The organism is Bradyrhizobium sp. 76, from assembly GCF_023073025.1.
Classification (GTDB): domain Bacteria; phylum Pseudomonadota; class Alphaproteobacteria; order Rhizobiales; family Xanthobacteraceae; genus Bradyrhizobium.
Genome location: NZ_JADPIS010000015.1, coordinates 49,780 through 75,292, shown reverse-complemented (window position 1 = coordinate 75,292; position 25,513 = coordinate 49,780). Strand labels below are relative to the sequence as shown.

Here is a 25,513-nt window from a genome sequence, read left to right as displayed (position 1 = left end):
ATGCTGACGGCCGGCATGACCGCGGAGAAAGCAGGAAATAGCGGAAACCGCTATTGCATCGATTCTATGCGATCAGGATGAATTCGGCAAAACAATTGGCAAAGGCGCCCGTTTCAGGCGGCTAGTCGTCTTCCTCGTCCTCGACCTTGTCGAAAAAGGAATAGCGCAGGGAATCGGCGTCGGCGTACCACTGGCCCGGCCCCTTGTTGGCGGCGAGCGTCGTCTCCCAGAGCGCGTCCGTGCAGTCCTTGCGGTGCATCGACAGCTCGAAGCCGTTGCCGAAGAACAGTTCGGACCATTCCCACCAGGTGCCGAGCTTCTTGACCCCACGCAGGAGGTCGTAGCGGTCAATCAGTGCCGGCGCCATGTCCGAGGTGACCGAGCCGAACACGAGCCCGGTCTTGACCACACGGTTCAGCTCCCTGATCGCACGGACCACCTGCTTCGGGGAAACATGGCAGAGGCTGGTCTCGAACACGAAGTCGAACGCACCGTCCTTGAACGGCATGTCGGTGATCGAACCGAGCTTGTTGTACTTCTTCAGCGCCTTCGGCGTTCTGGCGTGAATGGTGCGGTTGTTCTCGATGCCCCAGGCATCGATGCCGCGATCGCGCAGCGCGCCGACAAGCTCGCCGCTGGCCGAGCCCGCGATCAAGAGCTTCGTGCCTTTGGCCTTGCCCCAGACAATGCCGATCAGTTTTGTGAGATAGTCGGGATCGGTGAAGTGTTGCCACACTTCGCTGTAGGGACCCTGGCCGCGATAATTGTCAAAATAGTCGCGATCGATCTTGTCCGAGAGCGGCTTGTCGTCCTGCGAACGCTCGCGGCGCAGGCGCATCATCTCGGTCAAGATGATGTCCGTCGCCGCGTCCGAGGAATCGAGCAGGCCGTTCAGCGTCGAGTCGAACAGATAGTCGCCGACCACCACGATTCCGGGATGTTCCTTCGGCTCCGGCCGGTGATTGGTCATGACGTCGCGCACGGGCAAGCCGCCCGGAATCGCGTTCACGGACGACAGCCAGCGGTGGATCTTGCCTTCCATGAAATGGGCGCGCGCATCGCCGAGCGATGCCGGCAGCGATTTCAGCGCGGCATCGATCAGCTCCTGGTCGGAGAGATTCGCAAAGGCCAGCGCGTCGGAGCCCGGAATCAGCCAGTTCAGTACGCCGTGCTTGCCCACATCATGGCGCGCGCCCTCGTTGTAGACGCAGCAACCGCCAAAGGCTTCCGACATGAACCAGGCGCCGGCGATCTTGTCGCCCCAGAACGGCGTGTCGAACAGGATTGAGACGCGCAAATAGTGCGCGGGACGGTCGAAGTACGAGACGTGCTTGACCATCGACTTGCGGAGCTGTTCGCCCTCCCAGCCGACGGTCCCGAGCCAGGAATGCGGCAAGCAGACCAGCACAAGGTCGAAGTCGCGCGTCTCCGGCCCCTTACCGTTCATCATCTTGAGCTGATAGCGGCCGGTCGGCGCCTTGCCGACGGTGAGGACGCGGTGATTGAGCTGGATGTCGGCATTGACCTCGGACTGGAGGCACTCGATGAGCTGCTCGTTGCCGTTCTGGATGGAATAGAGGCCGATGTAGCCGTCGACATCCATCAGGTAGTTCTTGAGCGCGTTGAGCCCGTTGGTGTTGTGGCTCTCGGTCGCGAGGTCCGAGCGTGCCATCACCTTGAAGAATCGCTTTGCGGTCTCGTCCTCGACCTCCTCGTCGAGCACCTGTTCGGCGGTCTTGTAGGCCCAGGGATTCTCGTTGTCGTGAGCGCCGACACCCTCGTAATACTCGATCGGCGTCATCGCCTCGGCGCAGCGCTTACGGAACGCCTCGATCGCGGCCGCGGTCTTGGCGCCGTATTTACGGCGCATGCCAGCGACGTCGTTGAGGAGCTCGCCGCCGAACTGCACCTGCTCGGCATCCATCGGAATGGTCTGCAGGCCGAAATGCTGGATCAACTCGCGCAACGGATCCGGCCCGGTCATCGAGTAGTCGTAGATCTCGGCAACGCCGGCCTCGTACATCGCGGGCGCGGAATCGAATTTGCGCGTGACGATCTTGCCGCCGAGCCGGTCGGATGCCTCGTAGATGGTGACGCGGCAGAGATCGCCGAGCTTGCGCTTCAAATACCAAGCGCTCATCAGCCCGCCGGGGCCGCCGCCTACGATTGCGAGATCAAGCATGAGAATTCCGTGGTCTCCGGCCCGCCCCCTTCACGGGACCACCGGTCTAAGCTCTCCTAGCAGAAGCGCTTTTGCGCCTGAAGGAAAGATGAACAAAGGTTGATCCTGCACCGCAACAGGGAAACAAAGCAGCAAAAAGGCCGGCTTTCGCCGGCCTTTTCAGTGTCCTCGGTATTCCTACGGATGAACGATCATTCCGCAGGTGGCAGCGCCATCGGCTCCACTTCCGGCGCCGGCGGCACGACCGCCGCCTGCTTCTCGCGCTCGTCGAGGATCATCTTGTCGCGCTTCACGGCGACTTCGCGGATCTTCGCCATGGAGGCGCCGGTGCCTGCCGGAATCAGCCGGCCGACGATGACGTTCTCCTTGAGGCCTTCGAGCGGATCGACCTTGCCGTTGACCGCCGCTTCCGTAAGGACGCGGGTGGTCTCCTGGAACGAGGCCGCCGAGAAGAAGGAGCGGGTCTGAAGGCTCGCCTTGGTGATGCCGAGCAGAACCGGCGTCCCCGTGGCGATCTTCTTGCCCTCTTCCTTGGCCTTCGCGTTGATCTGGTCGAACTCGATCTTGTCGATCTGCTCGCCCGAGATCATGTCCGTGTCGCCCTGGTCGGTGACTTCCACCTTCTGGAGCATCTGACGAACGATCACCTCGATATGCTTGTCGTTGATGAGCACGCCCTGGAGCCGGTAGACCTCCTGGATCTCGTTGACCAGATAGGCTGCGAGTTCCTCGATGCCCTTGACCGCCAGAATGTCGTGCGGCGCCGGGTTGCCTTCTACGATGAAGTCGCCCTTTTCGACGATGTCGCCGTCCTGAAGGTGGATGTGCTTGCCCTTCGGGATCAGGTACTCACGCGGCTCGTCGGTCTTGTCCATCGGCTCGATCGAGATGCGACGCTTGTTCTTGTAGTCGCGCCCAAACCGGATGGTGCCCGCGATTTCGGCGATGATCGCCGCATCCTTCGGACGCCGAGCCTCGAACAGTTCCGCCACCCGCGGCAGACCGCCGGTGATGTCGCGCGTCTTGGCGCTTTCGGTCGAGACACGGGCGAGAATGTCGCCCGCCTGGACCTTGGCGCCGACATCGACCGACAGAATGGCATCGACCGACAGCATGTAGCGGGCATCGCCGCCACGGGCGAGCTTGAGCACCTTGCCGTCCTTGCCCTTGATCACGATGGCGGGACGCAGGTCCCCGCCGCCGCGCATCGAGCGCCAGTCGATGACCACGCGCTTGGCAATACCGGTGGCCTCGTCCAGTGTTTCCGAGATCGACTGTCCCTCGACCAGATCCTCGAAGCCGATGGTGCCTTCGACCTCGGTGAGAAGCGGACGGGAGTAGGGATCCCACTCTACGATGCGCTGGCCGCGCTTGACCATGTCGCCTTCGTCGACGTGCAGGCGCGAACCGTACTGAATACGGTGCGTCGCACGCTCGGTGCCGTCGGCATCGACGATCGCGATCACCATGTTGCGAACCATCGCGACCAGGTGGCCGTCGCTGTTGCGAGCGATGGCCTTGTTCCGGATCACGATCTTGCCGTCGAAGTTGGATTCGACGAAAGATTGCTCGTTCAGCTGCGCCGCACCGCCGATGTGGAAGGTGCGCATGGTGAGCTGGGTGCCAGGCTCGCCGATCGACTGCGCCGCGATGACGCCGACCGCTTCGCCGTGGTTGACCGGCGTGCCGCGAGCGAGATCGCGGCCGTAGCACTTGCCGCAGATGCCGTTGACGAGCTCGCAGGTCAGCGCCGAGCGGATTTTCACCTCCTGGACGCCGCCCTGATGGATGGCATCCAGATGGCTCTCTTCCATCAGCGTACCGCGCTTGAAGATCACCTTGCCCGTGCTGTCACGCACGTCTTCGCAGGCCGTGCGTCCGAGGATGCGCGAGCCGAGCGAAGCTACCACGGTGCCGGCATCGACGATGGCGCGCATCTTGATGCCGAGCTTGGTGCCGCAATCGTCCTGCGTGATGATGCAATCCTGCGCCACGTCGACCAGACGACGGGTCAGGTAGCCGGAGTTCGCGGTCTTCAACGCGGTGTCCGCGAGGCCCTTGCGGGCGCCGTGGGTCGAGTTGAAGTACTCGAGCACCGAGAGGCCTTCCTTGAAGTTCGAGATGATCGGCGTCTCGATGATCTCGCCAGACGGCTTGGCCATCAGGCCGCGCATGCCGGCGAGCTGGCGCATCTGGGCCGGCGAACCGCGGGCACCGGAGTGAGCCATCATGTAGATCGAGTTGATGTCGGCATCCGCCCCGCTCGCCGTCTTCTTGGTCGAGGAGATCTCCTTCATCATCGCCTTGGCGATTTCTTCCGTGGCCTTCGACCAGGCGTCGACGACCTTGTTGTACTTCTCGCCATGGGTGATCAGACCGTCGTTGTACTGCTGCTCGAAATCCTTCGCCAGCGTACGGGTGGTGTCGACGATCTTCCACTTGGAGTGCGGCACGACCATGTCGTCCTTGCCGAACGAGATGCCGGCCTTGAACGCGTTGTAGAAGCCGAGCGCCATGATTCGGTCGCAGAAGATCACCGTCTCCTTCTGACCGCAGTGGCGGTAGACTTGGTCGATGACGCCGGAGATCTCGCGCTTGGTCATCAGCTTGTTGATGATCTCGTACGGAACACGCGGGTTCTTCGGCAGCAAATTGCCCAGCATGACACGGCCAGCGGTGGTCTCGATCCAGCGCTTGGAGATCTTGCCGGTATCGTCGATGCCTTCCCACCGGTACTTGATCTTGGTGTGGAGGTGGATGACCTTCGCGTGCAGCGCGTGCTCGAGCTCCGCCATCTCGCCGAAGATCTTGCCCTCGCCGGGCAGGCCTTCGCGCATGATGGAGACGTAGTAGAGACCGAGCACGATGTCCTGCGACGGCACGATGATCGGCTGGCCGTTCGCCGGATGCAGGATGTTGTTGGTCGACATCATCAGGACGCGCGCTTCCAGCTGCGCTTCCAGCGACAGCGGAACGTGCACGGCCATCTGGTCGCCGTCGAAGTCGGCGTTGAACGCGGCGCAGACCAGCGGGTGAAGCTGGATCGCCTTGCCCTCGATCAGCACGGGCTCGAACGCCTGGATGCCGAGGCGATGCAGCGTCGGTGCGCGGTTGAGCAGCACCGGATGCTCGCGGATGACCTCGTCCAGGATGTCCCAGACCTCGGGCCGCTCCTTCTCGACCAGCTTCTTGGCCTGCTTCACGGTGGTGGAGAGGCCTTTGGCGTCAAGCCGCGAGTAGATGAACGGCTTGAACAGCTCGAGCGCCATCTTCTTCGGCAGGCCGCACTGATGCAGGCGCAGCTCGGGACCGACCACGATCACGGAACGGCCCGAATAGTCGACGCGCTTGCCGAGCAGGTTCTGACGGAACCGGCCCTGCTTGCCCTTGAGCATGTCGGCGAGCGACTTCAGCGGACGCTTGTTGGCACCGGTGATGACGCGGCCACGGCGGCCGTTGTCGAACAGCGCGTCGACCGCCTCCTGAAGCATGCGCTTCTCGTTGCGGATGATGATGTCCGGCGCGCGCAGCTCCATCAGCCGCTTCAAGCGGTTGTTGCGGTTGATGACGCGGCGGTAGAGGTCGTTGAGGTCCGAGGTCGCGAAGCGGCCGCCGTCCAGCGGCACCAGCGGACGCAGGTCCGGCGGAATCACCGGGACCACGGTCATGATCATCCATTCCGGCTTGTTGCCGGAGTGGCGGAACGCTTCCACGATCTTCAGGCGCTTGGCGAGCTTCTTGTGCTTGATGTCGGAGTCGGTCTCCTGCATCTCCGCGCGCAAGGTCAGCTCGAGCTTCTCGAGATCCATGCCCTTGAGCAGCTCGCGGATCGCTTCCGCGCCGATCATGGCGGTGAAGGAATCCTGGCCGTATTCGTCCTGCGCCTTCAGATACTCGTCTTCCGACAAGAGCTGACGGTCCTTCAGCGCGGTGAGGCCCGGCTCGAGCACGACGTAATATTCGAAGTAGAGGATCCGCTCGAGATCCTTCAACGTCATGTCGAGCAGGAGGCCGATGCGCGAGGGCAGCGACTTCAGGAACCAGATGTGGGCGACGGGGGCTGCGAGCTCGATATGGCCCATGCGCTCGCGCCGGACGCGCGACAGCGTAACCTCGACCGAGCACTTCTCGCAGATGATGCCCTTGTACTTCATGCGCTTGTACTTGCCGCACAAGCACTCGTAATCCTTGATCGGCCCGAAGATGCGGGCGCAGAACAGGCCATCGCGCTCGGGCTTGAAGGTACGGTAGTTGATGGTTTCCGGCTTCTTGATCTCGCCGTACGACCAGGACAGAATCTTCTCGGGGCTCGCGATCGAGATCCGGATCTGGTCGAAGACCTGAGCCGGCGTCGTCGGATTAAAGAGATTCATAATTTCTTGGTTCATCGTCTTCTCCTCGCGTGCCGGTCGCCTCCGGCAGCAAATTCGAAAATCACTATGCGGGGCGCCCTGCCCTCGCGATTCGAGGACTGGGCGCCGATGCCCGGCCATTCAGGCCGGGCATGAGGGTCGTATTACTCGGCCGCTTCCGCCGTCCCCGGTCCGACCTTGGAATTGTGCAGGTCGACGTTGAGGCCGAGCGAGCGCATTTCCTTGACCAGCACGTTGAACGATTCCGGAATACCGGCCTCGAAGGTGTCGTCGCCACGCACGATCGCCTCGTACACCTTGGTACGGCCGGCGACGTCGTCCGACTTCACGGTCAGCATCTCCTGGAGCGTGTACGCCGCGCCGTAAGCCTCGAGCGCCCACACTTCCATTTCACCGAAGCGCTGGCCGCCGAACTGCGCCTTGCCGCCCAGCGGCTGCTGGGTAACGAGCGAGTACGGACCGATCGAACGCGCGTGGATCTTGTCGTCGACGAGATGGTGCAGCTTGAGCATGTAGATGTAGCCCACCGTCACCTTGCGGTCGAAGGCGTCGCCGGTGCGGCCGTCATAGACGGTCGACTGGCCCGAAGCGTCCAGACCGGCAAGCTTCAGCATCTCCTCGATGTCGGCTTCCTTGGCGCCGTCGAACACCGGCGTCGCGATCGGAACGCCGCGGCTCAGATTGTGGCCGAGCTCGATCAACTCGTTGTCGTTGAGCGACTTGATCGTCTCGTCCTCGCCGTAGACCTTCTTCAAGGTTTCCTTCAGCGGCCTGATGTCCTGCTTCGACAAATAGGCATCGACCGTCTGGCCGATACGCTTGCCGAGGCCGGCACAGGCCCAGCCGAGATGGGTCTCGAGGATCTGTCCGACGTTCATGCGCGAGGGCACGCCGAGCGGATTGAGCACGATGTCGGCATGCGTACCGTCTTCGAGGAACGGCATGTCCTCGATCGGCACGATCTTCGACACCACGCCCTTGTTGCCGTGGCGGCCGGCCATCTTGTCGCCGGGCTGGATCTTGCGCTTCACCGCGACGAAGACCTTGACCATCTTCATCACGCCGGGCGGCAATTCGTCACCGCGCTGAAGCTTTTCGACCTTGTCGAGGAAGCGCTGTTCCAGCCCCTTCTTCGACTCGTCGTACTGCTTCCGCATGGCCTCGATCTCGGCCATCAGCTTGTCGTTCGGCGAAGCGAACAGCCACCACTGCGACTTCGGGTACTCCTCGAGCACCGCACGGGTGATCTTGGTGTCCTTCTTGAAGCCCTTCGGACCGGCGATGCCCTGCCGTCCCTCGAGCAGCTCGGCAAGACGGTTGTAGACGTTGCGGTCCAGGATCGCCTGCTCGTCGTCGCGGTCCTTGGCCAGACGCTCGATCTCTTCCCGCTCGATTGCCAGCGCACGCTCGTCCTTGTCGACGCCGTGCCGGTTGAACACGCGCACTTCGACGATGGTGCCCTGCACGCCCGGAGGAACGCGCAGCGAGGTGTCGCGGACGTCGGAAGCCTTTTCGCCGAAGATGGCGCGCAGGAGCTTTTCCTCCGGCGTCATCGGGCTTTCGCCCTTCGGCGTGATCTTGCCGACCAGGATGTCGCCGGCGCGCACTTCCGCGCCGATGTACACGATGCCGGCTTCGTCGAGGTTCTTCAGCGCTTCTTCCGAGACGTTCGGAATGTCGCGGGTGATTTCCTCGGGTCCGAGCTTGGTGTCGCGGGCCATCACCTCGAATTCTTCGATATGAATTGAGGTAAACACGTCTTCCTTCACGATCCGCTCGGAGAGCAGGATCGAGTCTTCGAAGTTGTAACCGTTCCACGGCATGAACGCGACGAGCACGTTCCGGCCGAGCGCGAGCTCGCCGAGATCGGTCGACGGACCGTCGGCGATGATGTCGCCCTTCTTGACGATGTCGCCGACCTTCACCAGCGGACGCTGGTTGATGCAGGTCGACTGGTTGGAGCGCTGGTACTTCATCAGCCGGTAGATATCGACGCCCGACTTGGTCGGATCGAGATCTTCCGTGGCGCGGATGACGACGCGGGTGGCGTCGATCTGGTCGATCACGCCCGAACGGCGCGCCGCGATCGCAGCACCCGAGTCACGCGCAACCACGCCTTCCATGCCGGTGCCGACGAACGGCGCTTCGGCGCGAACCAGCGGCACCGCCTGGCGCTGCATGTTCGAGCCCATCAGCGCGCGGTTGGCGTCGTCGTTCTCGAGGAACGGGATCAGCGCGGCTGCGACCGAAACGAGCTGCTTCGGCGACACGTCCATGTAGTCGACCTTGTCCGGGGTCACCGGCAAGACTTCGCCGGCGTGACGGCAGACCACGAGATCTTCGGTGAAGCGGCCCTTCGGATCGAGCGGCACGTTGGCCTGCGCGACCGTGTAGCGGCCCTCTTCCATCGCCGAGAGGTACACGACCTCGTCGGTGACGCGACCGTCCTTGACCTTGCGGTAAGGCGTCTCGACGAAGCCGTACTTGTTCACGCGCGCGAAGGTCGCGAGCGAGTTGATCAGGCCGATGTTCGGGCCTTCCGGCGTCTCGATCGGGCAGATGCGGCCGTAATGCGTCGGATGCACGTCGCGCACCTCGAAGCCGGCGCGCTCGCGGGTCAGACCGCCCGGTCCAAGTGCCGACAGGCGGCGCTTGTGGGTGATCTCCGAGAGCGGGTTGGTCTGGTCCATGAACTGCGAGAGCTGCGAGGAGCCGAAGAACTCGCGCACGGCGGCGGCCGCCGGCTTGGCGTTGATCAGGTCCTGCGGCATGACCGTGTCGATGTCGACCGACGACATGCGCTCCTTGATCGCGCGCTCCATGCGGAGCAAGCCGATGCGGTACTGGTTCTCCATGAGCTCGCCGACCGAACGCACACGGCGGTTGCCGAGATGGTCGATGTCGTCGATCTCGCCCTTGCCGTCGCGCAAATCCACCAGCGTCTTGATGACGGAGAGGATGTCTTCCTTGCGCAGCGTGCGCTGGGTGTCGGGCGCATCGAGGTCGAGGCGCATGTTCATCTTGACGCGGCCGACCGCAGAGAGGTCGTAGCGCTCGGCGTCGAAGAACAGCGACTGGAACATCGCCTGCGCCGAATCCAGCGTCGGCGGCTCGCCGGGACGCATCACGCGGTAGATGTCGAACAGCGCGTCCTCACGCGTCATGTTCTTGTCGGCCGAGAGCGTGTTGCGGATGTAGGCGCCGACATTGACGTGGTCGATGTCGAGCAGCGGCAGTTCCTTGTAGCCCTGCTCGTTGAGAGCCTTCATCGACTTGTCGGTGATCTCTTCACCGGCTTCCGCGTGGATCTCGCCGGTCTTGGGATTGACGAGGTCCTCGGCGATGTAGTTGCCGACGAGCTCCGCATCCGAGAGGCGCAGCGCCTTCAGCCCCTTCTCCTGCATCTGACGCGCACCGCGCACGGTGAGCTTCTTGCCGGCTTCGAGCACGACTTTGCCGGTATCGGCGTCGATCAGGTCGTTGATGGTCGAGTAGCCGCGGAAACGATTGGCGTCGAACGGAACACGCCAGCCCTCCTTGATCCGCTTGTACTGGATCTTCTTGTAGAAGGTGCTGAGGATCGCCTCGCCGTCGAGGCCGAGCGCGAACATCAGCGACGTCACCGGAAGCTTGCGGCGACGGTCGATACGCGCATAGACGATGTCCTTGGCGTCGAACTCGATGTCGAGCCAGGAACCGCGATACGGGATCACGCGGGCCGCGAACAGCAGCTTGCCCGACGAATGGGTCTTGCCCTTGTCGTGATCGAAGAACACGCCCGGCGAACGGTGCATCTGCGAGACGATGACGCGCTCGGTGCCGTTGACAATGAAGGTGCCGTTCATCGTCATGAGCGGGATGTCGCCCATGTAGACGTCCTGCTCCTTGATGTCCTTGACCGACTTCGCGCCGGTTTCCTCGTCGATATCGAACACGATGAGGCGCAGCGTCACCTTGAGGGGGGCCGCGAAGGTCATGCCGCGCTGGCGGCACTCGTCGACGTCGTATTTCGGCGGCTCGAACTCGTAGCGGACGAATTCCAGCATCGAGGTGCCCGAGAAGTCCGAGATCGGGAACACCGAGCGGAACACCGCCTGCAAGCCCTCGTCCGACCGACCGCCCTGCGGCTCGTCGACCATCAGGAACTGGTCATAGGACGCCTTCTGAACCTCGATGAGGTTCGGCATCTCGGCCACTTCCTTGATGTGTCCGAAGAACTTGCGAACGCGTTTGCGACCGGTGAATGTCTGCTGCGCCATCGTGGCCTCTCATTTTCGTCGCCCGATTTGGGCGCGCCCTCCGGAACGCAGCGACCGCCGCTCCCCGGGTTGAATTTTTCGAACCCGTCTTGGGGGCCGGAGACTCAGTTTCAGGCAGGAATGTCCTGAATCTGTTCTTCAGACCTTCAAAACGCAAAACGACGCGCGGGGCGCAGGAGCGCGCCCGCCCGTCACAACCAACCTCTTCACGGACTGCAAAAGCCCGAAATAGCTTGCTCTCCCAACGGCTTACAGGAATCCGGCATCCCTGCCCACCGCGCTTTCGTGCTGCCGACCCGATATGGGGCGACATTAGTGCAGATTCGAGGGGTAAACCCTCAAATCCCCACACTTTTTCGTGTTCGGCCTGCGTCGGGTCGTTCCGTCGCACGCCTTTTGCATCCGGCCCACCCCTTCAGGGAGTGGACCGAGATCCCGGTTGCGATGATGCTGACCGGGATCTCGTGCCAGTAAGCGCTGCTTACTTGAGCTCGACCTTCGCGCCAGCCTTCTCGAGCTGGGCCTTGAGCTTCTCGGCTTCGTCCTTGTTCACGCCTTCCTTGACAGGCTTCGGCGCGCCCTCGACGAGGTCCTTTGCTTCCTTCAGGCCCAGGCCGGTGATGGCGCGGACTTCCTTGATGACCTCGATCTTCTTGTCGCCGGCGGCGGCAAGAACGACCGTGAACTCGGTCTTCTCTTCGGCCGGAGCGGCGGCGGCGCCACCACCAGCCGGGCCAGCCACGGCGACAGCCGCGGCAGCCGAAACGCCCCACTTCTCTTCGAGGAGCTTCGCGAGTTCGGCAGCTTCGAGCACGGTGAGGCTCGAGAGGTCGTCAACGATCTTCTGCAGGTCAGCCATTGTTCAGTTTCCTTGAATGTAAGTCTGGTTCGGGTTTGAGTTTTGCGAAGGGCGTCAGGCCGCTTCGCCCTTTGAGGCATAAGCCTGGATGACGCGCGCGAGCTTGCCCGCGGGCGCGTTGGCGAGCTGAGCGATCTTGGTCGCCGGGGCCACAAGCAGGCCGACGATCTTGGCGCGCAGTTCGTCAAGCGACGGCAGCGAGGCAAGAGCCTTCACGCCGTCGACATTCAGGACGGTCGTTCCCATCGAGCCACCAATGATGACGAACTTTTCGTTCGCCTTGGCGAATTCGACGGCGACCTTTGGCGCCGCTACCGGATCGTCCGAAGTGGCGATCACGGTCGGTCCCTTCAGCATGGGGCCGATGGCAACGACGTCAGTGCCTTCAAGAGCAATTTTGGCGAGACGGTTCTTCGAGACCTTCACCGAGGCGCCAGCCTGCTTCATCTGCGAGCGCAGCTTCTGCATCTGGGCAACGGTCAGGCCGGAATATTGGGCAACGACCGCGACGCTCGTGGTCTTGAAGACCCCATTGAGCTGTTCGACCGCTTCCTTTTTTGCCGCTCGTTCCACAGCAAGCTCTTTCCGGTTGGCGGTCATCGCGAAAGCGGGACCGCCGGGTTGCACCCATCGTCCCGCCCAAACCTGAACCTCAGGGCCAAACCCATCGGACACGCCGGGCAAGACGACAATTCAAAGCCTGCCCTCCGGGAGCTCGTTGGAGCCCACGGCGTGTCGAGGTCCGAACCAAACTCATTCCGCAACGACCCTAAGGCGGTCACGACGTGAAATCCGGTCTTCACCCGTCTATGCAGGCCATGCGATTAAGCCGTTGAGAAATCGAAATTCCCCGCGGGCGCCTGCAGTCTTGGACAGGACAAGGTCAGCCGGCGAACCGCCCGACCTCTGCCCGCATCCCACACCCGACGGGTTTCCCTCCTTTTCCGGCAAATCCTCACGGACGCCCTGAAAAGGAATGATCTCCATCGCTTGTTTTCGGAATGCGTGCACGAACGCGCCAGCCGAGGCCGGCACGTCCGGAAGCGGTTCTTTAACCGCTCGGCGCCGGCTTGCCAAGAGCAAAATTCACACCAGTTCCAATCCGTTGCCGCTGGCGCTTGACCCGGGCCGACAAGGGCCGATTCAGGCTCCTTTGACCGCGTAAGGCAGCGGCTGGCCCTCGAAAAATGCGGTCAGGTTCGCCAGCACGCAGTTCTGCATGGCGACGTGCGATTCGAGGGTGTGGCCGCCGATATGGGGGGCGAACACGACGTTGGGCAGCGCCGTCAGCGCGTCCGGGGCGTGCGGCTCCTTGTCGTAGACGTCGAGACCGGCTCCGGCGATGGTCTTTTCGGTGAGCGCCACCACCAGGGCTTTCTCATCGATCACCGAGCCGCGGGAGATGTTGACAACATAGCCGTCCGCCCCGAGGCGCCTGAGGATATCGGCGCCGACGGCATGCTGGGTCTCGGCCCCTGCCCGGACCGCGATCATCAGCACGCTGCACCAGTCGGCGAGCGCCTCCAGCGTCGGGAAATATTGATAGGGCAGGTCGTATTTGCTGCGGCTGAAATAGCCGATTTCGCTCTCGAAGGCGGCGCAGCGCGCTGCGATCTTGCGGCCGATTTCGCCCATGCCGTAGACGCCGATGCGGCGGCCCGGCATCCCGGCCTGCGGGCGCATCATCGGCGAGGGCTTTGACGCGGCCCAATCGCCGCTTCGGACGTACTGGTCGGCAACCAGGATTCGCCGCGTCGTCGCGAGCACCAGCGTCATCGCGATGTCGGCGACCGAGGCCGCATTGGCGCCCGGGCTATGTCCGACCGCGATGTTGCGGGCGGCAGCGGCCTTCAGATCAACACCGTCATAGCCAGTGCCGTAGCAGACGATGGCACCGAGCTTCGGAAACAGGTCCATCGCCTCCGTGCCCAGCGGCGTGCCGCCGGCGGTGAGCACTGCGCGGATATCGCCGAGCGCGTCGGCCGAAAACATCTCCCGCGCCGGCTTGCCGCCGGTGTCGAGCAGCTCGAACCGCTCGGCGAAGCGCGCCATCATCGTCTTGGGAAAGCGCGAGTAGATCAGGACCTTGTCAGTCATTGTTCTTGTTTCCGGTGAACGCCGTGACAAACGACGAGGGGCGGAATCGGTTGCCCAATTCCGCCCCTCGCCTCATGTCGTTTCCAAACCTTAGCCGAGAATGGTGCCCGGCTCGACCTTCACGCCGGGACCCATCGACGAGGACACCGCAACGCGCTGGATGTAGGTGCCCTTGGAACCGGCCGGCTTGGCCTTGGAGACGGCGTCAGCGAGAGCCTTGATGTTCTCGACCAGTTTTTCCTCGGTGAACGAGGCCTTGCCGACGCCGGCCTGCAGGATGCCGGCCTTCTCGACGCGGAACTCCACCGAGCCGCCCTTGGCGCCCTTCACAGCGCCGGTGACGTCCATGGTCACGGTGCCGATCTTAGGGTTCGGCATCAGGCCGCGCGGACCGAGCACCTTACCAAGGCGGCCGACCAGCGGCATCATGTCGGGTGTTGCGATACAGCGGTCGAAATCGATCGTGCCGTTCTGAACCTTCTCGACCAGGTCCTCGGCGCCGACGACATCGGCACCCGCAGCCTTGGCCTCGTCGGCCTTGGCGCCGCGGGCGAACACGCCGACGCGGAGCGTACGGCCGGTGCCGTTCGGCAGGGTCACGACACCCCGGACCATCTGGTCGGCGTGACGCGGATCGACGCCGAGATTGATCGCGACCTCGATGGTCTCGTCGAACTTCGCTTTCGCGCGTTCCTTGACCATCTTGATGGCGTCCGCGAGCGGGTAAAGCTTTTCGCGATCAATACCTTCGCGGGCTTTGTTCAAACGCTTTCCGATTGCCATGAGCCCTTACCCCGCCACTTCCAGACCCATCGAACGGGCAGAGCCCTCGACCATCTTCATGGCCGACTCGATCGAGTCGCAATTGAGATCCTTCATCTTCTTCTCGGCGATCTCGCGCACCTGCGCTTTGGTCACCGCACCCGCCTTGTCACGGCCCGGCGCCTTGGAGCCGGACTGGATCTTGGCAGCCTGCTTGAGGAAGAAGGACATCGGCGGCGTCTTCATCTCGAACGTGAACGAACGATCGGCGTAGATCGTGATCACGACGGGAATCGGGGTATTCTTCTCTTCCTTCTGGGTCTGGGCGTTGAACGCCTTGCAGAACTCCATGATGTTGAGACCGCGCTGACCGAGCGCGGGACCGATCGGGGGCGAAGGATTCGCCGCACCGGCCGGGACCTGAAGCTTCAGGTATCCGGTCACTTTCTTTGCCATGTATCACTCCTGTTGGGCCGGCCTGGGCCGGCGGTTTCAGGTTCGTGGTTTGGGTCGGATGCGGCTGGCAACCGCCCTCTCCCTCCCACGGCCTCTTGCTGCGCGAGACCGAAGCCTCACGCCTACCCGATCAGACCTTCTCGACCTGACCGAATTCCAGTTCGACCGGCGTGGCGCGGCCGAAGATCGACACCGCGACCTTCACGCGCGAGCGCGCCTCGTCGATTTCCTCGACCACACCCGAGAACGAGGCAAACGGGCCGTCGGCCACGCGCACGTTCTCGCCGATTTCGAACGACACCGACGCCTTCGGCCGCTCCACGCCCTCTTGCACCTGGTGCAGAATGCGCATGGCCTCGGCTTCCGAGATCGGCATCGGCTTGTTTTCCGCGCCGAGGAAGCCGGTCACCTTCGGCGTATTCTTGATCAGATGAAACGCCTCGTCGGTCAGCTTCATCTTCACCAGCACGTAGCCCGGGAAGAACTTGCGCTCGGCGTCGATCTTGCGGCCGCGGCGCACTTCCGTGACCTTCTCGGTCGGAACCAGCACCAGCTCGAACAGCTCCTCGAGCCCGCGCTGCTTGGCCTGCTCGCGGATCGATTCGGCGACCTTCTTCTCGAAGTTCGAATAGGCGTGGACGATGTACCAGCGCTTGTCAGACAATTGAGCCGTTGCTGTTGCCATCAGTGAATGCCCAGAAGGAAGGTGATGAGGACGCGGATGATCTGGTCGGCGGCGAAGAAGAAGATCGAGGCCACGGCGACCATCACGAACACCATGATGGTGGTGATCGTGGTCTCGCGGCGGGTCGGCCAGGTGACCTTGGCGGTCTCCGAGCGCACTTCCTGCAAGAACTTGAACGGGCTGACTGCCATCGTTTGATGTCCAACGTCCGTCGACAGACGCGAATGAATTTCAGGGATCCGAACAGCCGCCGTTGGCCCAGCCCTCTGTCGAAGGATGAGCCGGAAATCGGGCTCGATTGTTCGGGGATTTCAAAGCCGCGCCGGAAATCCGCGTCTAACGGGCCGGCTGCGAGTGCGCGGTATCTACTGCGGATGGGACCAAAGGTCAAGATAGAGAGGGCCCGCGCGAGTAAACCGACCTCCGCGGGCGACCGACTAGAGATCAGGCCGATCAAGGGCTTATCTGCCGCCTGCAAAGCGCGCCTTCCCAGGGCCTCAGCCGGTTCCTCGCAGAACGAGACCACCGGGCCCGTCCCCCTCACCTGCAGCCTCTTTGGCGACCCCTCAAGGTCAGTCGGCCCGATCGATCGTCGAAATGCCCGGCAACGCCACGACGAACTTTCCGCCCTCGGCGAAATAGCCGGCATGCTTGGCCCGGATCGGATCCACATAGCGCCAGGCGAAGACGACGACGAACGCCGGCTTGCGCTCGTAAAGGGCGGCGGGCGGCAGGATCGGGATGTCATACCCCGGGCCGGCCATAACGCTCCCCTTCTTGGGGTCGTCGTCCACCAGGAAGTCGATCTTGTTCTCCAGGCCGAACTGCGGCAGCAGGGTCGTGGTCCCGACCGAGACGCCGTAGCCGGCCACGAGCTGGCCGCGCGCATGGGCGGCATCGGCCATCGCGACCAGCTCGTCGCGGATGGCGGCGATTCTCTTCGCATAGGGCACATAGTAGGCCGGCCGGTCGACGCCGAGCCGGTCTTCCTCGGCGATGAAGCGCGCGACCTCCGCGGACGGCTTCTTCGCGCCGCCGGCACGCTGCACCGTCACCCGGATCGAGCCGCCCTTGGTCTCGATGTGCTGGACGTCGATCACTTCCATGCCGAGTCGCGCGAAGAAGCGCGTCAGCGGCTTGATGTTAAAATACGACAGATGCTCGTGATAGACGGTGTCGAGAAGGTTCTTCTCGGTGACGTCGACGCCATACTGCGTTTCGAAAACGAACAGCCCGTCCGGCGCAAGCACGTCGCGAACCCCGATCACCAGCGGGTCGAGATTGTCGACATTGGCGATCATGTTGTTGGCGATCACGACACTGGCCGCGCCGTGGCTTTGCAGGATGCGGCGACCTATGGCATCGGTGAAGAAATCGCCGATGGTCTCGATCCCCGCTTCCGTCGCACGCCGCGCGATGTCGACGGCGGGATCGACACCGAGCACCCGCATGCCGCGCTCCCTGAAGAAACCGAGCAGCGATCCGTCGTTGCTGCCGAGCTCGACGACCAGCGAGCCCGGCGCGATGGCGAATCGGCTGACGACGTCGTTGGCATAGCCCGCGAAGTGCTCCCGCAGGCCAAGCGAGAGCGAGGTGGTATAGACGTAGTTTCGGTATTGGATCTCTGGATTGCCGACGTGGAGAATCTGCAGATGGCCGCAGTCCGCGCACAGGTGCAGCGCCATCGGCACCGCGGCCCGAAAGACGGGATCGTCGACGCTTGCGTCCGGCACCTGAAAGTTCGGCGTGCCGATGGGCATGCCTGCCATCGGCACGACGAGCTCTTGCTTGTCCGAATGACAGAGGCGGCAGGTATGGCGGACGTAGAACAGGTTTTTCATCGTAGGACCGTAAGACGGAGACATGCGAACAGGCGAGGCAATCTCACCCGTGGTGATCAGTAGAGGGCACCGCCTCAGGAGGCCGGATATTCCGCGCGACCGATGATGAGGTCGATCGCGGCCATCATCCAGAACTGATGCGTGGTCTCGACAATATTGTAGCTGCGACTGTCGACGTAATAATTGACGTTGCCGAGATTGCGCAGCGGATTCTCCGCGGTCATGCCCGACAGCGTGATCACATCGAGCTTCATCGTCCGCGCCTGCGCGACCGCATTGAGAATGTTCTTCGAGCGTCCCGACGAGCTGATCGCGACGAGGCAGTCGCCGGCGCGGGCGCTCAACCTCACGGCATGCGCAAGCCAGTCCTCGAAACCATAGTCATTGGCGAGGCACGACATCATGCTGGCATCGCTGAAGCAGAGTGCCGGCACAGATGCGTTCTTCGCCAGATCGATCGCGAGATGGGAGGCGATGCCGGCCGAGCCTCCATTGCCGATGAAGATGACGCGGCCGCCCTGCTCGCGCGCGCACAACCAAGCCGTGCGGGTGGCGGAAATCCTGGCGAAAACACCGTCGTCAATCGCCGTCGCGCGATGGAGGCGTCCTACGTAGTCGTCAAGGAAAGCCTTGTGATCGGGATCGACGGACTCGGCAGGCATGGGCTCGCAGCTCGACGGCGACATGACGCCCTGATACCGGCTATCACCAGTGATTGCAAAGGTATATTACCTTCGAAGTTGACCAGCAGCCGATTCGGTTTCCACCTTCACTCAACATTGGCGGGTCTGTTTCGCTGGGCATTCGCATCACGGATGTTCCTATGAAATGCATCGTTACCGGTGGCGCCGGCTTCATCGGCAGTCACCTCGTCGACCGCCTCCTCGACGACGGCCACGAGGTCGTCGCGCTCGACAATTTTGTGATCGGACGTCCCGAAAATCTGGCCTCGCGCGTCGATTCTGATCGACTGAAGATCGTGCGGGCCGACGTCACCGAGCTCGAATCGATCAAGCCGCATTTCGACGGCATCGACTGGGTATTCCATCTCGCAGCGCTGGCAGACATCGTTCCCTCGATCGAATCCCCGATCCCGTATCACCGCGCCAATGTCGACGGCACCGTCAACGTTCTCGAGGCTGCACGGCAGGCGGGCGTCAGTCGCTTCGTTTATGCCGCGTCGTCGTCCTGCTACGGAATTCCCGACGTCTATCCGACGCCGGAGAGCGCCGAGATCCGGCCGATGTATCCCTATGCCCTCACCAAGAATCTCGGCGAGCAGTGCGTCATGCACTGGTGCCAGGTCTACAAGCTGCCCGCGGTCGCGCTGCGCCTGTTCAACGTGTACGGGCCGCGCCATCGCACCACGGGAACCTACGGTGCGGTGTTCGGCGTGTTCATGGCGCAGAAGCTCGCCGGCAAGCCCTTCACGGTGGTCGGCGACGGCGAGCAGACCCGCGACTTCACGTTCGTCAGCGATGTCGCCGACGCTTTCGTGACCGCCGCGCGCTCCGAGGTCTCGAACGAAATTTTCAACGTCGGCTCCGACAACACCTACAGTGTCAACCGGCTGATCGAGCTTCTCGGCGGCGACAAGGTCCACATTCCCAAGCGTCCCGGCGAGCCCGATTGCACCTATGCCGACATCACCAAGATCAAGCGGATCCTGAAATGGACGCCGAAGGTAAAATTTGAGGACGGGGTCGGGACGATGCTGAAGTCGATGGATCAGTACAAGGACGCCCCCCTGTGGACGGTGGACAAGATCGCGGACGCCACGAAGGACTGGTTCAAATATCTCGGGGACAACAACGACGCGGCGCGCGGCGTGCCGCAGAAGGCAAGCCAGTGAACAGGTTCGCCGGGTATCGTTGCCGCGAATCGATCAATTCCGGGCCGCCCGGCTGAGGCCGGCTGGCGCTTTAGGTTATTCACATGGGCAATATTCCGACCGGCAATCCCGCGTTGAACGACCAACTGGCGGCGCACGAAAAGATCAAGACGATCGAGGAACTGGGCGAGATCGCGCGGTCCGCGCAAGCGCGAGGCCGGAAGGTTGCGCTCTGCCACGGCGTCTTCGACCTCGTGCATCTCGGCCATATCAGACACATCCAGGCGGCGCGCAACGAGGGCGACGTCGTTATGGTGACGATCACCGCCGACCGTTATGTCAACAAGGGACCGGGTCGGCCGATTTTCCCCGAAAACATGCGGGCCGAGATGCTGGCCTCGCTCGCGACGGTCGATTGGGTCGGCATCAATCACACCTCCAGCGCCGAGCCGATCCTGGATACGGTGCGACCGGACATCTATGTGAAGGGGTCCGATTACGAAAACCCCGAAGACGACGTAACCGGCAAGATCCGGAGCGAACGCGACGCCGTCGAGCGTCACGGCGGACGCATCGTGTTCACCCGGGACGTGACATTCAGCTCCTCGTCGCTGGTGAACCGGTATTTCGACATCTACGATCCGCCGCTCCGCGACTACCTGCAAAAGGTCCGTGAAGGTGGCGGCGCCGATCGCCTGCTGAAACTGATCGACAAGGTGCAGGACATGCACGTGGTGCTGGTCGGCGACACCATCATCGACGAATACCAGTACGTCACGGCGCTCGGAAAGGCATCGAAGGAAAACATCGTCGCCACGCTGTTCAAGAGCGGCGAGCAATTTGCCGGCGGCGTCATCGCCGCGGCGAACCATGTCGCGAGCTTCTGCAAGTCGGTGGAGGTCGTCACGACACTGGGTGGCAACGACTACCCTGAGGAGTTCATTCGGGCGCATGTCCGCCCAAACGTCACGCTGACGCCGATCCGCCTTCAGGGCCGTCCGACGACCCGCAAATCGCGCTACGTCGAGCTGGGATATCTGCACAAGCTCTTCGAAGTCTACACCATGGACGACACGCCCCTCGACGAGGCCGATCGGAAGGAAATCGACCGTATCACGACGGAGCGTGTGCGTAGCGCGGATGTGGTGATCGCCACTGATTTCGGTCACGGCATGATCGCGTCGAGCACGATCGACACCCTGATCGCCAACTCCAAGTTCCTGGCGGTCAATGCCCAGAGCAACAGCGGCAATCACGGCTACAACCTGATCACGAGGTATCCGCGGGCCGACTACATCTGCATCGACGCGCCGGAGGCGCGTCTGGCTGCAACCGACAAGTTCAGCGACATCGCGTCCGTGATCGAGGTCGGCCTGCACGGCAAGATCGACTGCGACAACATGATCATCACGCACGGCTCCTTCGGCTGTTACCCTTTCTCGTCGAAAACCGGCGTCACGCGCGTCCCCGCCTTCACCAAGACCGTCGTCGACACCGTCGGCGCGGGGGACGCCTTCCTGACGATCACCGCGCCGCTGGTCGCCGCCGGCGGCAATATCGAGGACGTCGCCTTCATCGGCAACGCGGCCGGCGCAATCAAGGTCGGGATCGTTGGCCACCGCAGCTCGGTCGAAAAGGTGCCGCTGGTCAAGTTCGTCACCGCGTTGCTGAAGTAGCGCGACGGCAGATACTGGAGAACGACAGTGATTGGTCGAAAATGGAATGTGATGGTCACCGGTGGTGCCGGCTATGTCGGTAGCGTGCTGGTTCCCCAGTTGCTCGCTGCGGGCCACAAGGTCACCGTGCTCGACCTGTTCATGTATGGCGAGGACGTGTTCGATGCCGTCCGCAGCAATCCCGATTTGCGCCTGATCAAGGGCGACATCCGTGATGAAGCCGCGATCAACGAGGCCCTGCGCGGCAACAACGCCGTGATTCACCTCGCCTGCATCTCCAACGACCCGTCGTTCGAGCTGGACCCGGGGCTCGGCAAGTCCATCAATTACGACTGCTTCCGGCCGATGGTGCGCGCCGCCAAGAAGGCGGGCATCAAGCGCTTCATCTACGCCTCCTCGTCCAGCGTCTACGGCATCAAGGACGAAGCCGAGGTGACGGAGGACCTGTCCTGCGAGCCGCTCACGGACTACTCGAAGTTCAAGGCGATGTGCGAGACCGACCTTGCCGACGAGGCCGCGTCCGGGTTCGTCACCTGCACGGTTCGTCCCGCCACCGTCTGCGGCTACGCACCGCGGCAACGGCTCGACGTCGTCGTCAACATCCTGACAAATCTCGCGGTCAACACCGGCCGCATCCGCGTGTTCGGCGGAACGCAGCGCCGGCCTAATTTGCACATCGAGGACATGTCAGCGGCCTATCTGTTCCTGCTCCAGCAGGATGACGCAAAGATCGACGGCAAGACCTACAATATCGGTTACGAAAACCACTCGCTGATGAAGATCGCCGACATCGTCAAGTCGGTGGTCGGCAGCAATGTCGACGTCGTCGTCGAGCCGACCGACGATCTCCGCTCCTACCACGTCTCGTCGGAGAAGATCCGCCGCGAGCTCGGCTTTGCGCCGACCCACACGATCGAGCAGGCCGTGTCCGGCCTCGTCAACGCCTTCAAGGGCGGCCGCCTGCCGAACTCGCTCAACGACCCCCGGTACTTCAACATCAAGATGATGCAGAACATCAGCCTGAAGTGAGCGGCGTGCGGATCGGCATCGATTTCGACAACACGATCATCTGCTACGACAAGGTCTTTGCCGCCGTCGCACGTGAGCGTGGGCTGGTGCCGGAAGGGTGGGAGGGGCTTAAGACCGACCTGCGGGATCATCTCCGGTCCCGCCCCGGCGGCGAGCTCGCCTGGCAAGGACTGCAAGGCTTCGTCTACGGCAAGAGAATTGGCGGCGCCGAAATCTATCCGGGAGTGCGGGAATTCCTGGCGGCGTGCAAGCAGGCCGGCTCGAAGGTCTGCATCGTCAGCCACAAGACCCGATTCGGTCATCAGGACCCCGACCGCACTGACCTGCGTGACGCCGCGCGCAGCTGGCTGCGGGGGGCGGGCCTAGTCGACGCTGCGGATGCGGCGCTGGCTATCGGCGATATCTATTTCGAGGACACACTGCCCGCCAAGATCGAGAGGCTCGTGAGCCTGAAGCTCGACGTCTTCATCGATGACCTCGCCGACGTCTTCGAGCAACCGCATTTTCCGAAGGCCATGCGATCGATCCTGTTCACGCAGTCGCAGCCGCCCCACCCCGAACAATGCAAGCCGATCGCGACATGGGCCGATATCCGCCGCGAGGTGTTTGCGGCATGAGCGAGACCGACATCAACGCGCCGGATGCGATGGCGATCGGCAGCCGCCTGGCCGGTGCGCGTGTTGCGTCCGCCCAGCCGGCACGATCCGGCGGCAACAACAGGGTGTTTCGGCTGGAGATGGCGGATGGACCGCCCCTCGCCCTCAAGCATTATCCGTCCGACGGACGCGATCGCCTGGGACAGGAGTATGATGCACTCTCGTTCCTGGCGCGCCACGGCATCCCGTCGACACCGCAGCCAGTCGCGAAGGACGCAGATGCATTCTGCGCGCTGTACCAATGGTTCGACGGCGAGGCCGCGGCGCTGCGTCCCCAGGGCGACGACGCCGATCAACTCGCGGATTTCCTCATAGAGCTACAGAAGCTGCGCAAAGTCGAAGGCGCGCAGATTTTGCGCAACGCCTCAGCCAGCATCTTTTCGCCGGAGGCGGCCATCGCCCAGTACGAACAGCGTCTGGACGCATTGAGGCGAGCCTCGGATAATCATTCCGACCTGCGTGCGTTCCTCGAAGGCAGCCTGGTTCCCAGCATTGACGTCGCGATTCGGCAGCTCCGCCGGCGCTACGCGGAACTGGGTCGGGATCCCGCAGCGGACCTTGCGCCCACCCATCGCGCGCTAAGTCCGTCCGATTTCGGACTGCACAACGCGTTGCGCGCCGAAGACGGGCGCTTGCGATTCATCGACTTCGAATATTTCGGCTGGGACGATCCGGTCAAGCTCGTGTCCGACACCGCCATTCACCCCGGCAGCGACCTGCCGGAAGCGAGCGCGAATCGCTTGATCGAACGGCTGTCGCGCGCCTTCGAGGCGAGCGATGACGCGTTTGCGATCCGACGTGACGTACTGTATCCTGTGTTCAAGGGAATCTGGTGCCTGATTGTCCTGAACGCCTATTTGCCGGACAGCCGCTCCCGGCGCGCAATGGCTGCGCAAGGTGGCGATGTTAGGATCCGCCTCGCCGGTCAGCTCGACAAAGCCCGCCGGCTTCACCAGACGATTCGCCCAACCGATTTACCGAAGTGACCCAGATCTCGCCCCACGCTGAAGCCGCCCTCACCTGCACGCTGGACGAGCGTAGCCTTTATCTGCGCCGACTGGTGCTCGGTTCTGTCCGCTCCGCGGGACGCGGACATGTCGGTCCGGCATTGTCGCTGATCGAGATGGTCCGCGTACTCTACGATGACGTGCTGCGGATCGATCCGAACAACCCGCGCGATCCGGCCCGCGACCGCGCGATCCTCAGCAAGGGACACGGGTGTCTGGCGCTCTATGCGCTGCTGGCCGATCGCGGCTTCTTTCCTTTGTCGGAGCTGGACGGTTTCTGCGGCCCCGACAGCATTTTGGGCGGACATCCCGAATACGGAATGGTGCCGGGGGTCGAGGCCTCGACGGGCGCGCTCGGACACGGCCTGTCGATCGGTGTCGGCCTCGCGCTCGCCGCGCGCATGCGCGAGCGCACCTACCGCACCTTCGTCCTGCTCGGAGACGGCGAGATCAACGAGGGATCAGTGTGGGAAGCCGCCATGGGCGCGGCCAAGCACGGGCTCGACAATCTGATCGCGCTGATCGACTACAACAAGCTGCAGAGTTACGGGCCCACCGATTACGTCCTGCCGCTGGAGCCGCTCGCGGACAAGTGGCGCAGCTTCGGCTTTGCCGTCCAGGAGCTCAACGGCCACGACGTCGGCGCCCTGCGCACAGTCCTGAAGCAGGTCCCAGCCGTTCCGGGAAAACCCACCGCGATCATTTGCCATACCGTCAAGGGCAAGGGTCTGCCGGCCGCGGAATCCAACGCCGATTGGCATCACAAGAACAAGCTCACCGACAGCGAGCTCGACGCCATCCGCGTCGCCGTCGGGGATTTTTGATCGGGTCCTCATGCGCAACACCGCGATGAACATGGTCCACAAGCTCGCCGCACGCGACGAGCGTGTGCTCTACATCGGCTCCGATCCCGGCGCAGGTACCTTGCGCGCGATGAGCAAGGAGTTTCCCAAGCGCCACCTGATCGAAGGCATTTCGGAAGCACACATCATCGGCATGTCCGCCGGCCTCGCGATGGAAGGCTTCGTGCCCTATGTCAACACCATCGCCACATTCCTCACCCGCCGCTGCTACGAGCAAGTCGCGGTCGATCTGTGCCTGCACAATCTGCCAGTGCGGCTGATCGCCAATGGCGGCGGGCTGGTTTACGCGCCGCTCGGCCCCACCCACCAGGCGATCGAGGACATCGCCATCATGCGGGCGCTGCCGAACATGACGGTGGTCTGCCCGTGCGATGCCGACGAGGCGGCGCGGCTGATGGAGCAAACGCTCGACTGGACCGGGCCGATCTACATCCGGCTCGGCAAAGGTGGCGACCCCGTGGTCTCGAAGGCCGAGCACGGCTTTGAGATCGGCAAGGCCATCCTGATGCGCCCGCCCGGCGACGTCGTCATGGTCACGACAGGCATCATGCTCCAGCGCGCACTCGCTGCGGCCGACCTGCTGGCAGCGCAAGGCATTCGCGCCGGCATCCTGCACATGCACACCGTCAAGCCGCTCGACACCGAGGCGCTGCTGCAAGCGATCCGGGGCACCAGGCTGGTAGCGACGCTGGAGGAGCACGTGCCCTCCGGCGGCCTCGGCAGCGCGGTCGCGGAGGCGCTGATCGACAAGCTCGGCTCTGGCCTGCCCGCGATGCTGCGGTTGTCGCTGCCGGACCGGTTCATGCACAATTACGGATCGCAGGACTCGCTGCTGAAGAAGCACGGACTTTCCGCCGACGCCGTTGCGACCTCGGTCGCGCGCGCGCTCCCCGCTTCGCACACCTCCTCTCCTCAACTTCATTCCACCTGACGGGCC

19 protein-coding genes are annotated in these 25,513 nt (G+C 63.1%); 7 read left to right on the top strand and 12 right to left on the bottom strand.

Annotated features, from left to right (window positions below; all coding sequences use genetic code 11):
• Window positions 1–121 precede the first annotated feature (121 nt).
• The 12 genes from IVB48_RS01065 to IVB48_RS01010 all read right to left on the bottom strand — a co-directional run bounded on the left by IVB48_RS01065 (window position 122) and on the right by IVB48_RS01010 (window position 18,176).
• Window positions 122–2,182 (bottom strand): FAD-dependent oxidoreductase, encoded by a 2,061-nt coding sequence (locus tag IVB48_RS01065; protein ID WP_247396624.1) that lies wholly within the window; start codon window positions 2,180–2,182, stop codon window positions 122–124.
• 191 nt (window positions 2,183–2,373) lie between these two features.
• Entirely contained in the window at window positions 2,374–6,570 is a 4,197-nt protein-coding gene (gene rpoC, locus IVB48_RS01060; protein WP_247396621.1) for a DNA-directed RNA polymerase subunit beta', read from the bottom strand.
• 128 nt (window positions 6,571–6,698) lie between these two features.
• Window positions 6,699–10,814 carry a DNA-directed RNA polymerase subunit beta gene (gene rpoB / locus IVB48_RS01055; protein WP_007602996.1) on the bottom strand — a complete coding sequence of 1,372 codons (4,116 nt, stop codon included), beginning with the start codon at window positions 10,812–10,814 and terminating at the stop codon, window positions 6,699–6,701.
• A 481-nt stretch (window positions 10,815–11,295) separates the two neighbouring features.
• Window positions 11,296–11,673: a 50S ribosomal protein L7/L12 gene (gene rplL / locus IVB48_RS01050; protein ID WP_007602994.1), complete on the bottom strand. Its 378-nt coding sequence runs from the start codon at window positions 11,671–11,673 to the stop codon at window positions 11,296–11,298.
• Between the two features lie 54 nt (window positions 11,674–11,727).
• Window positions 11,728–12,246: a 50S ribosomal protein L10 gene (gene rplJ / locus IVB48_RS01045; RefSeq protein ID WP_027567495.1), complete on the bottom strand. Its 519-nt coding sequence runs from the start codon at window positions 12,244–12,246 to the stop codon at window positions 11,728–11,730.
• A gap of 570 nt (window positions 12,247–12,816) precedes the next feature.
• Window positions 12,817–13,770: a 2-hydroxyacid dehydrogenase gene (locus IVB48_RS01040; RefSeq protein ID WP_247396619.1), complete on the bottom strand. Its 954-nt coding sequence runs from the start codon at window positions 13,768–13,770 to the stop codon at window positions 12,817–12,819.
• Between the two features lie 90 nt (window positions 13,771–13,860).
• Entirely contained in the window at window positions 13,861–14,553 is a 693-nt protein-coding gene (gene rplA / locus IVB48_RS01035; RefSeq protein ID WP_007602988.1) for a 50S ribosomal protein L1, read from the bottom strand.
• Between the two features lie 6 nt (window positions 14,554–14,559).
• Window positions 14,560–14,988 (bottom strand): 50S ribosomal protein L11, encoded by a 429-nt coding sequence (gene rplK / locus IVB48_RS01030; protein ID WP_007602986.1) that lies wholly within the window; start codon window positions 14,986–14,988, stop codon window positions 14,560–14,562.
• 130 nt (window positions 14,989–15,118) lie between these two features.
• Window positions 15,119–15,673, bottom strand: coding sequence for a transcription termination/antitermination protein NusG (gene nusG / locus IVB48_RS01025; RefSeq protein ID WP_007602985.1), 555 nt, complete (start codon window positions 15,671–15,673; stop codon window positions 15,119–15,121).
• A complete protein-coding gene (gene secE, locus IVB48_RS01020; protein WP_007602984.1) occupies window positions 15,673–15,864 on the bottom strand; it encodes a preprotein translocase subunit SecE in 192 nt (63 codons plus the stop codon). The genes nusG and secE overlap by 1 nt, the downstream gene beginning before the upstream one ends.
• Before the next feature lie 381 nt (window positions 15,865–16,245).
• Complete coding sequence (locus IVB48_RS01015; protein WP_247396618.1) at window positions 16,246–17,514, bottom strand: class I SAM-dependent methyltransferase; 1,269 nt, start codon at window positions 17,512–17,514, stop codon at window positions 16,246–16,248.
• A gap of 74 nt (window positions 17,515–17,588) precedes the next feature.
• Window positions 17,589–18,176: an SIS domain-containing protein gene (locus tag IVB48_RS01010; RefSeq protein ID WP_247396616.1), complete on the bottom strand. Its 588-nt coding sequence runs from the start codon at window positions 18,174–18,176 to the stop codon at window positions 17,589–17,591.
• A 161-nt stretch (window positions 18,177–18,337) separates the two neighbouring features.
• On the opposite strand from IVB48_RS01010, the gene IVB48_RS01005 reads away from it, so the two are divergent.
• From IVB48_RS01005 to IVB48_RS00975, 7 genes are all read left to right on the top strand, one after another.
• Window positions 18,338–19,366, top strand: coding sequence for an SDR family oxidoreductase (locus IVB48_RS01005; RefSeq protein WP_247396614.1), 1,029 nt, complete (start codon window positions 18,338–18,340; stop codon window positions 19,364–19,366).
• Between the two features lie 83 nt (window positions 19,367–19,449).
• Window positions 19,450–21,021, top strand: coding sequence for a PfkB family carbohydrate kinase (locus IVB48_RS01000; RefSeq protein WP_247361936.1), 1,572 nt, complete (start codon window positions 19,450–19,452; stop codon window positions 21,019–21,021).
• A gap of 27 nt (window positions 21,022–21,048) precedes the next feature.
• Entirely contained in the window at window positions 21,049–22,050 is a 1,002-nt protein-coding gene (locus IVB48_RS00995; RefSeq protein WP_247396612.1) for an SDR family oxidoreductase, read from the top strand.
• Window positions 22,051–22,055: 5 nt separating this feature from the next.
• Window positions 22,056–22,667, top strand: a complete 612-nt coding sequence (locus IVB48_RS00990) for a hypothetical protein (RefSeq protein ID WP_247396610.1) — start codon at window positions 22,056–22,058, stop codon at window positions 22,665–22,667.
• On the top strand, window positions 22,664–23,692 hold the full coding sequence (locus tag IVB48_RS00985) for an aminoglycoside phosphotransferase family protein (RefSeq protein ID WP_247396608.1): 1,029 nt from the start codon (window positions 22,664–22,666) through the stop codon (window positions 23,690–23,692). Before IVB48_RS00990 ends, IVB48_RS00985 begins: the two co-directional genes overlap by 4 nt.
• Window positions 23,689–24,537: a transketolase gene (locus IVB48_RS00980; RefSeq protein ID WP_247396606.1), complete on the top strand. Its 849-nt coding sequence runs from the start codon at window positions 23,689–23,691 to the stop codon at window positions 24,535–24,537. The genes IVB48_RS00985 and IVB48_RS00980 overlap by 4 nt, the downstream gene beginning before the upstream one ends.
• A gap of 10 nt (window positions 24,538–24,547) precedes the next feature.
• On the top strand, window positions 24,548–25,507 hold the full coding sequence (locus tag IVB48_RS00975; protein ID WP_247396603.1) for a transketolase C-terminal domain-containing protein: 960 nt from the start codon (window positions 24,548–24,550) through the stop codon (window positions 25,505–25,507).
• Window positions 25,508–25,513 lie beyond the last annotated feature (6 nt).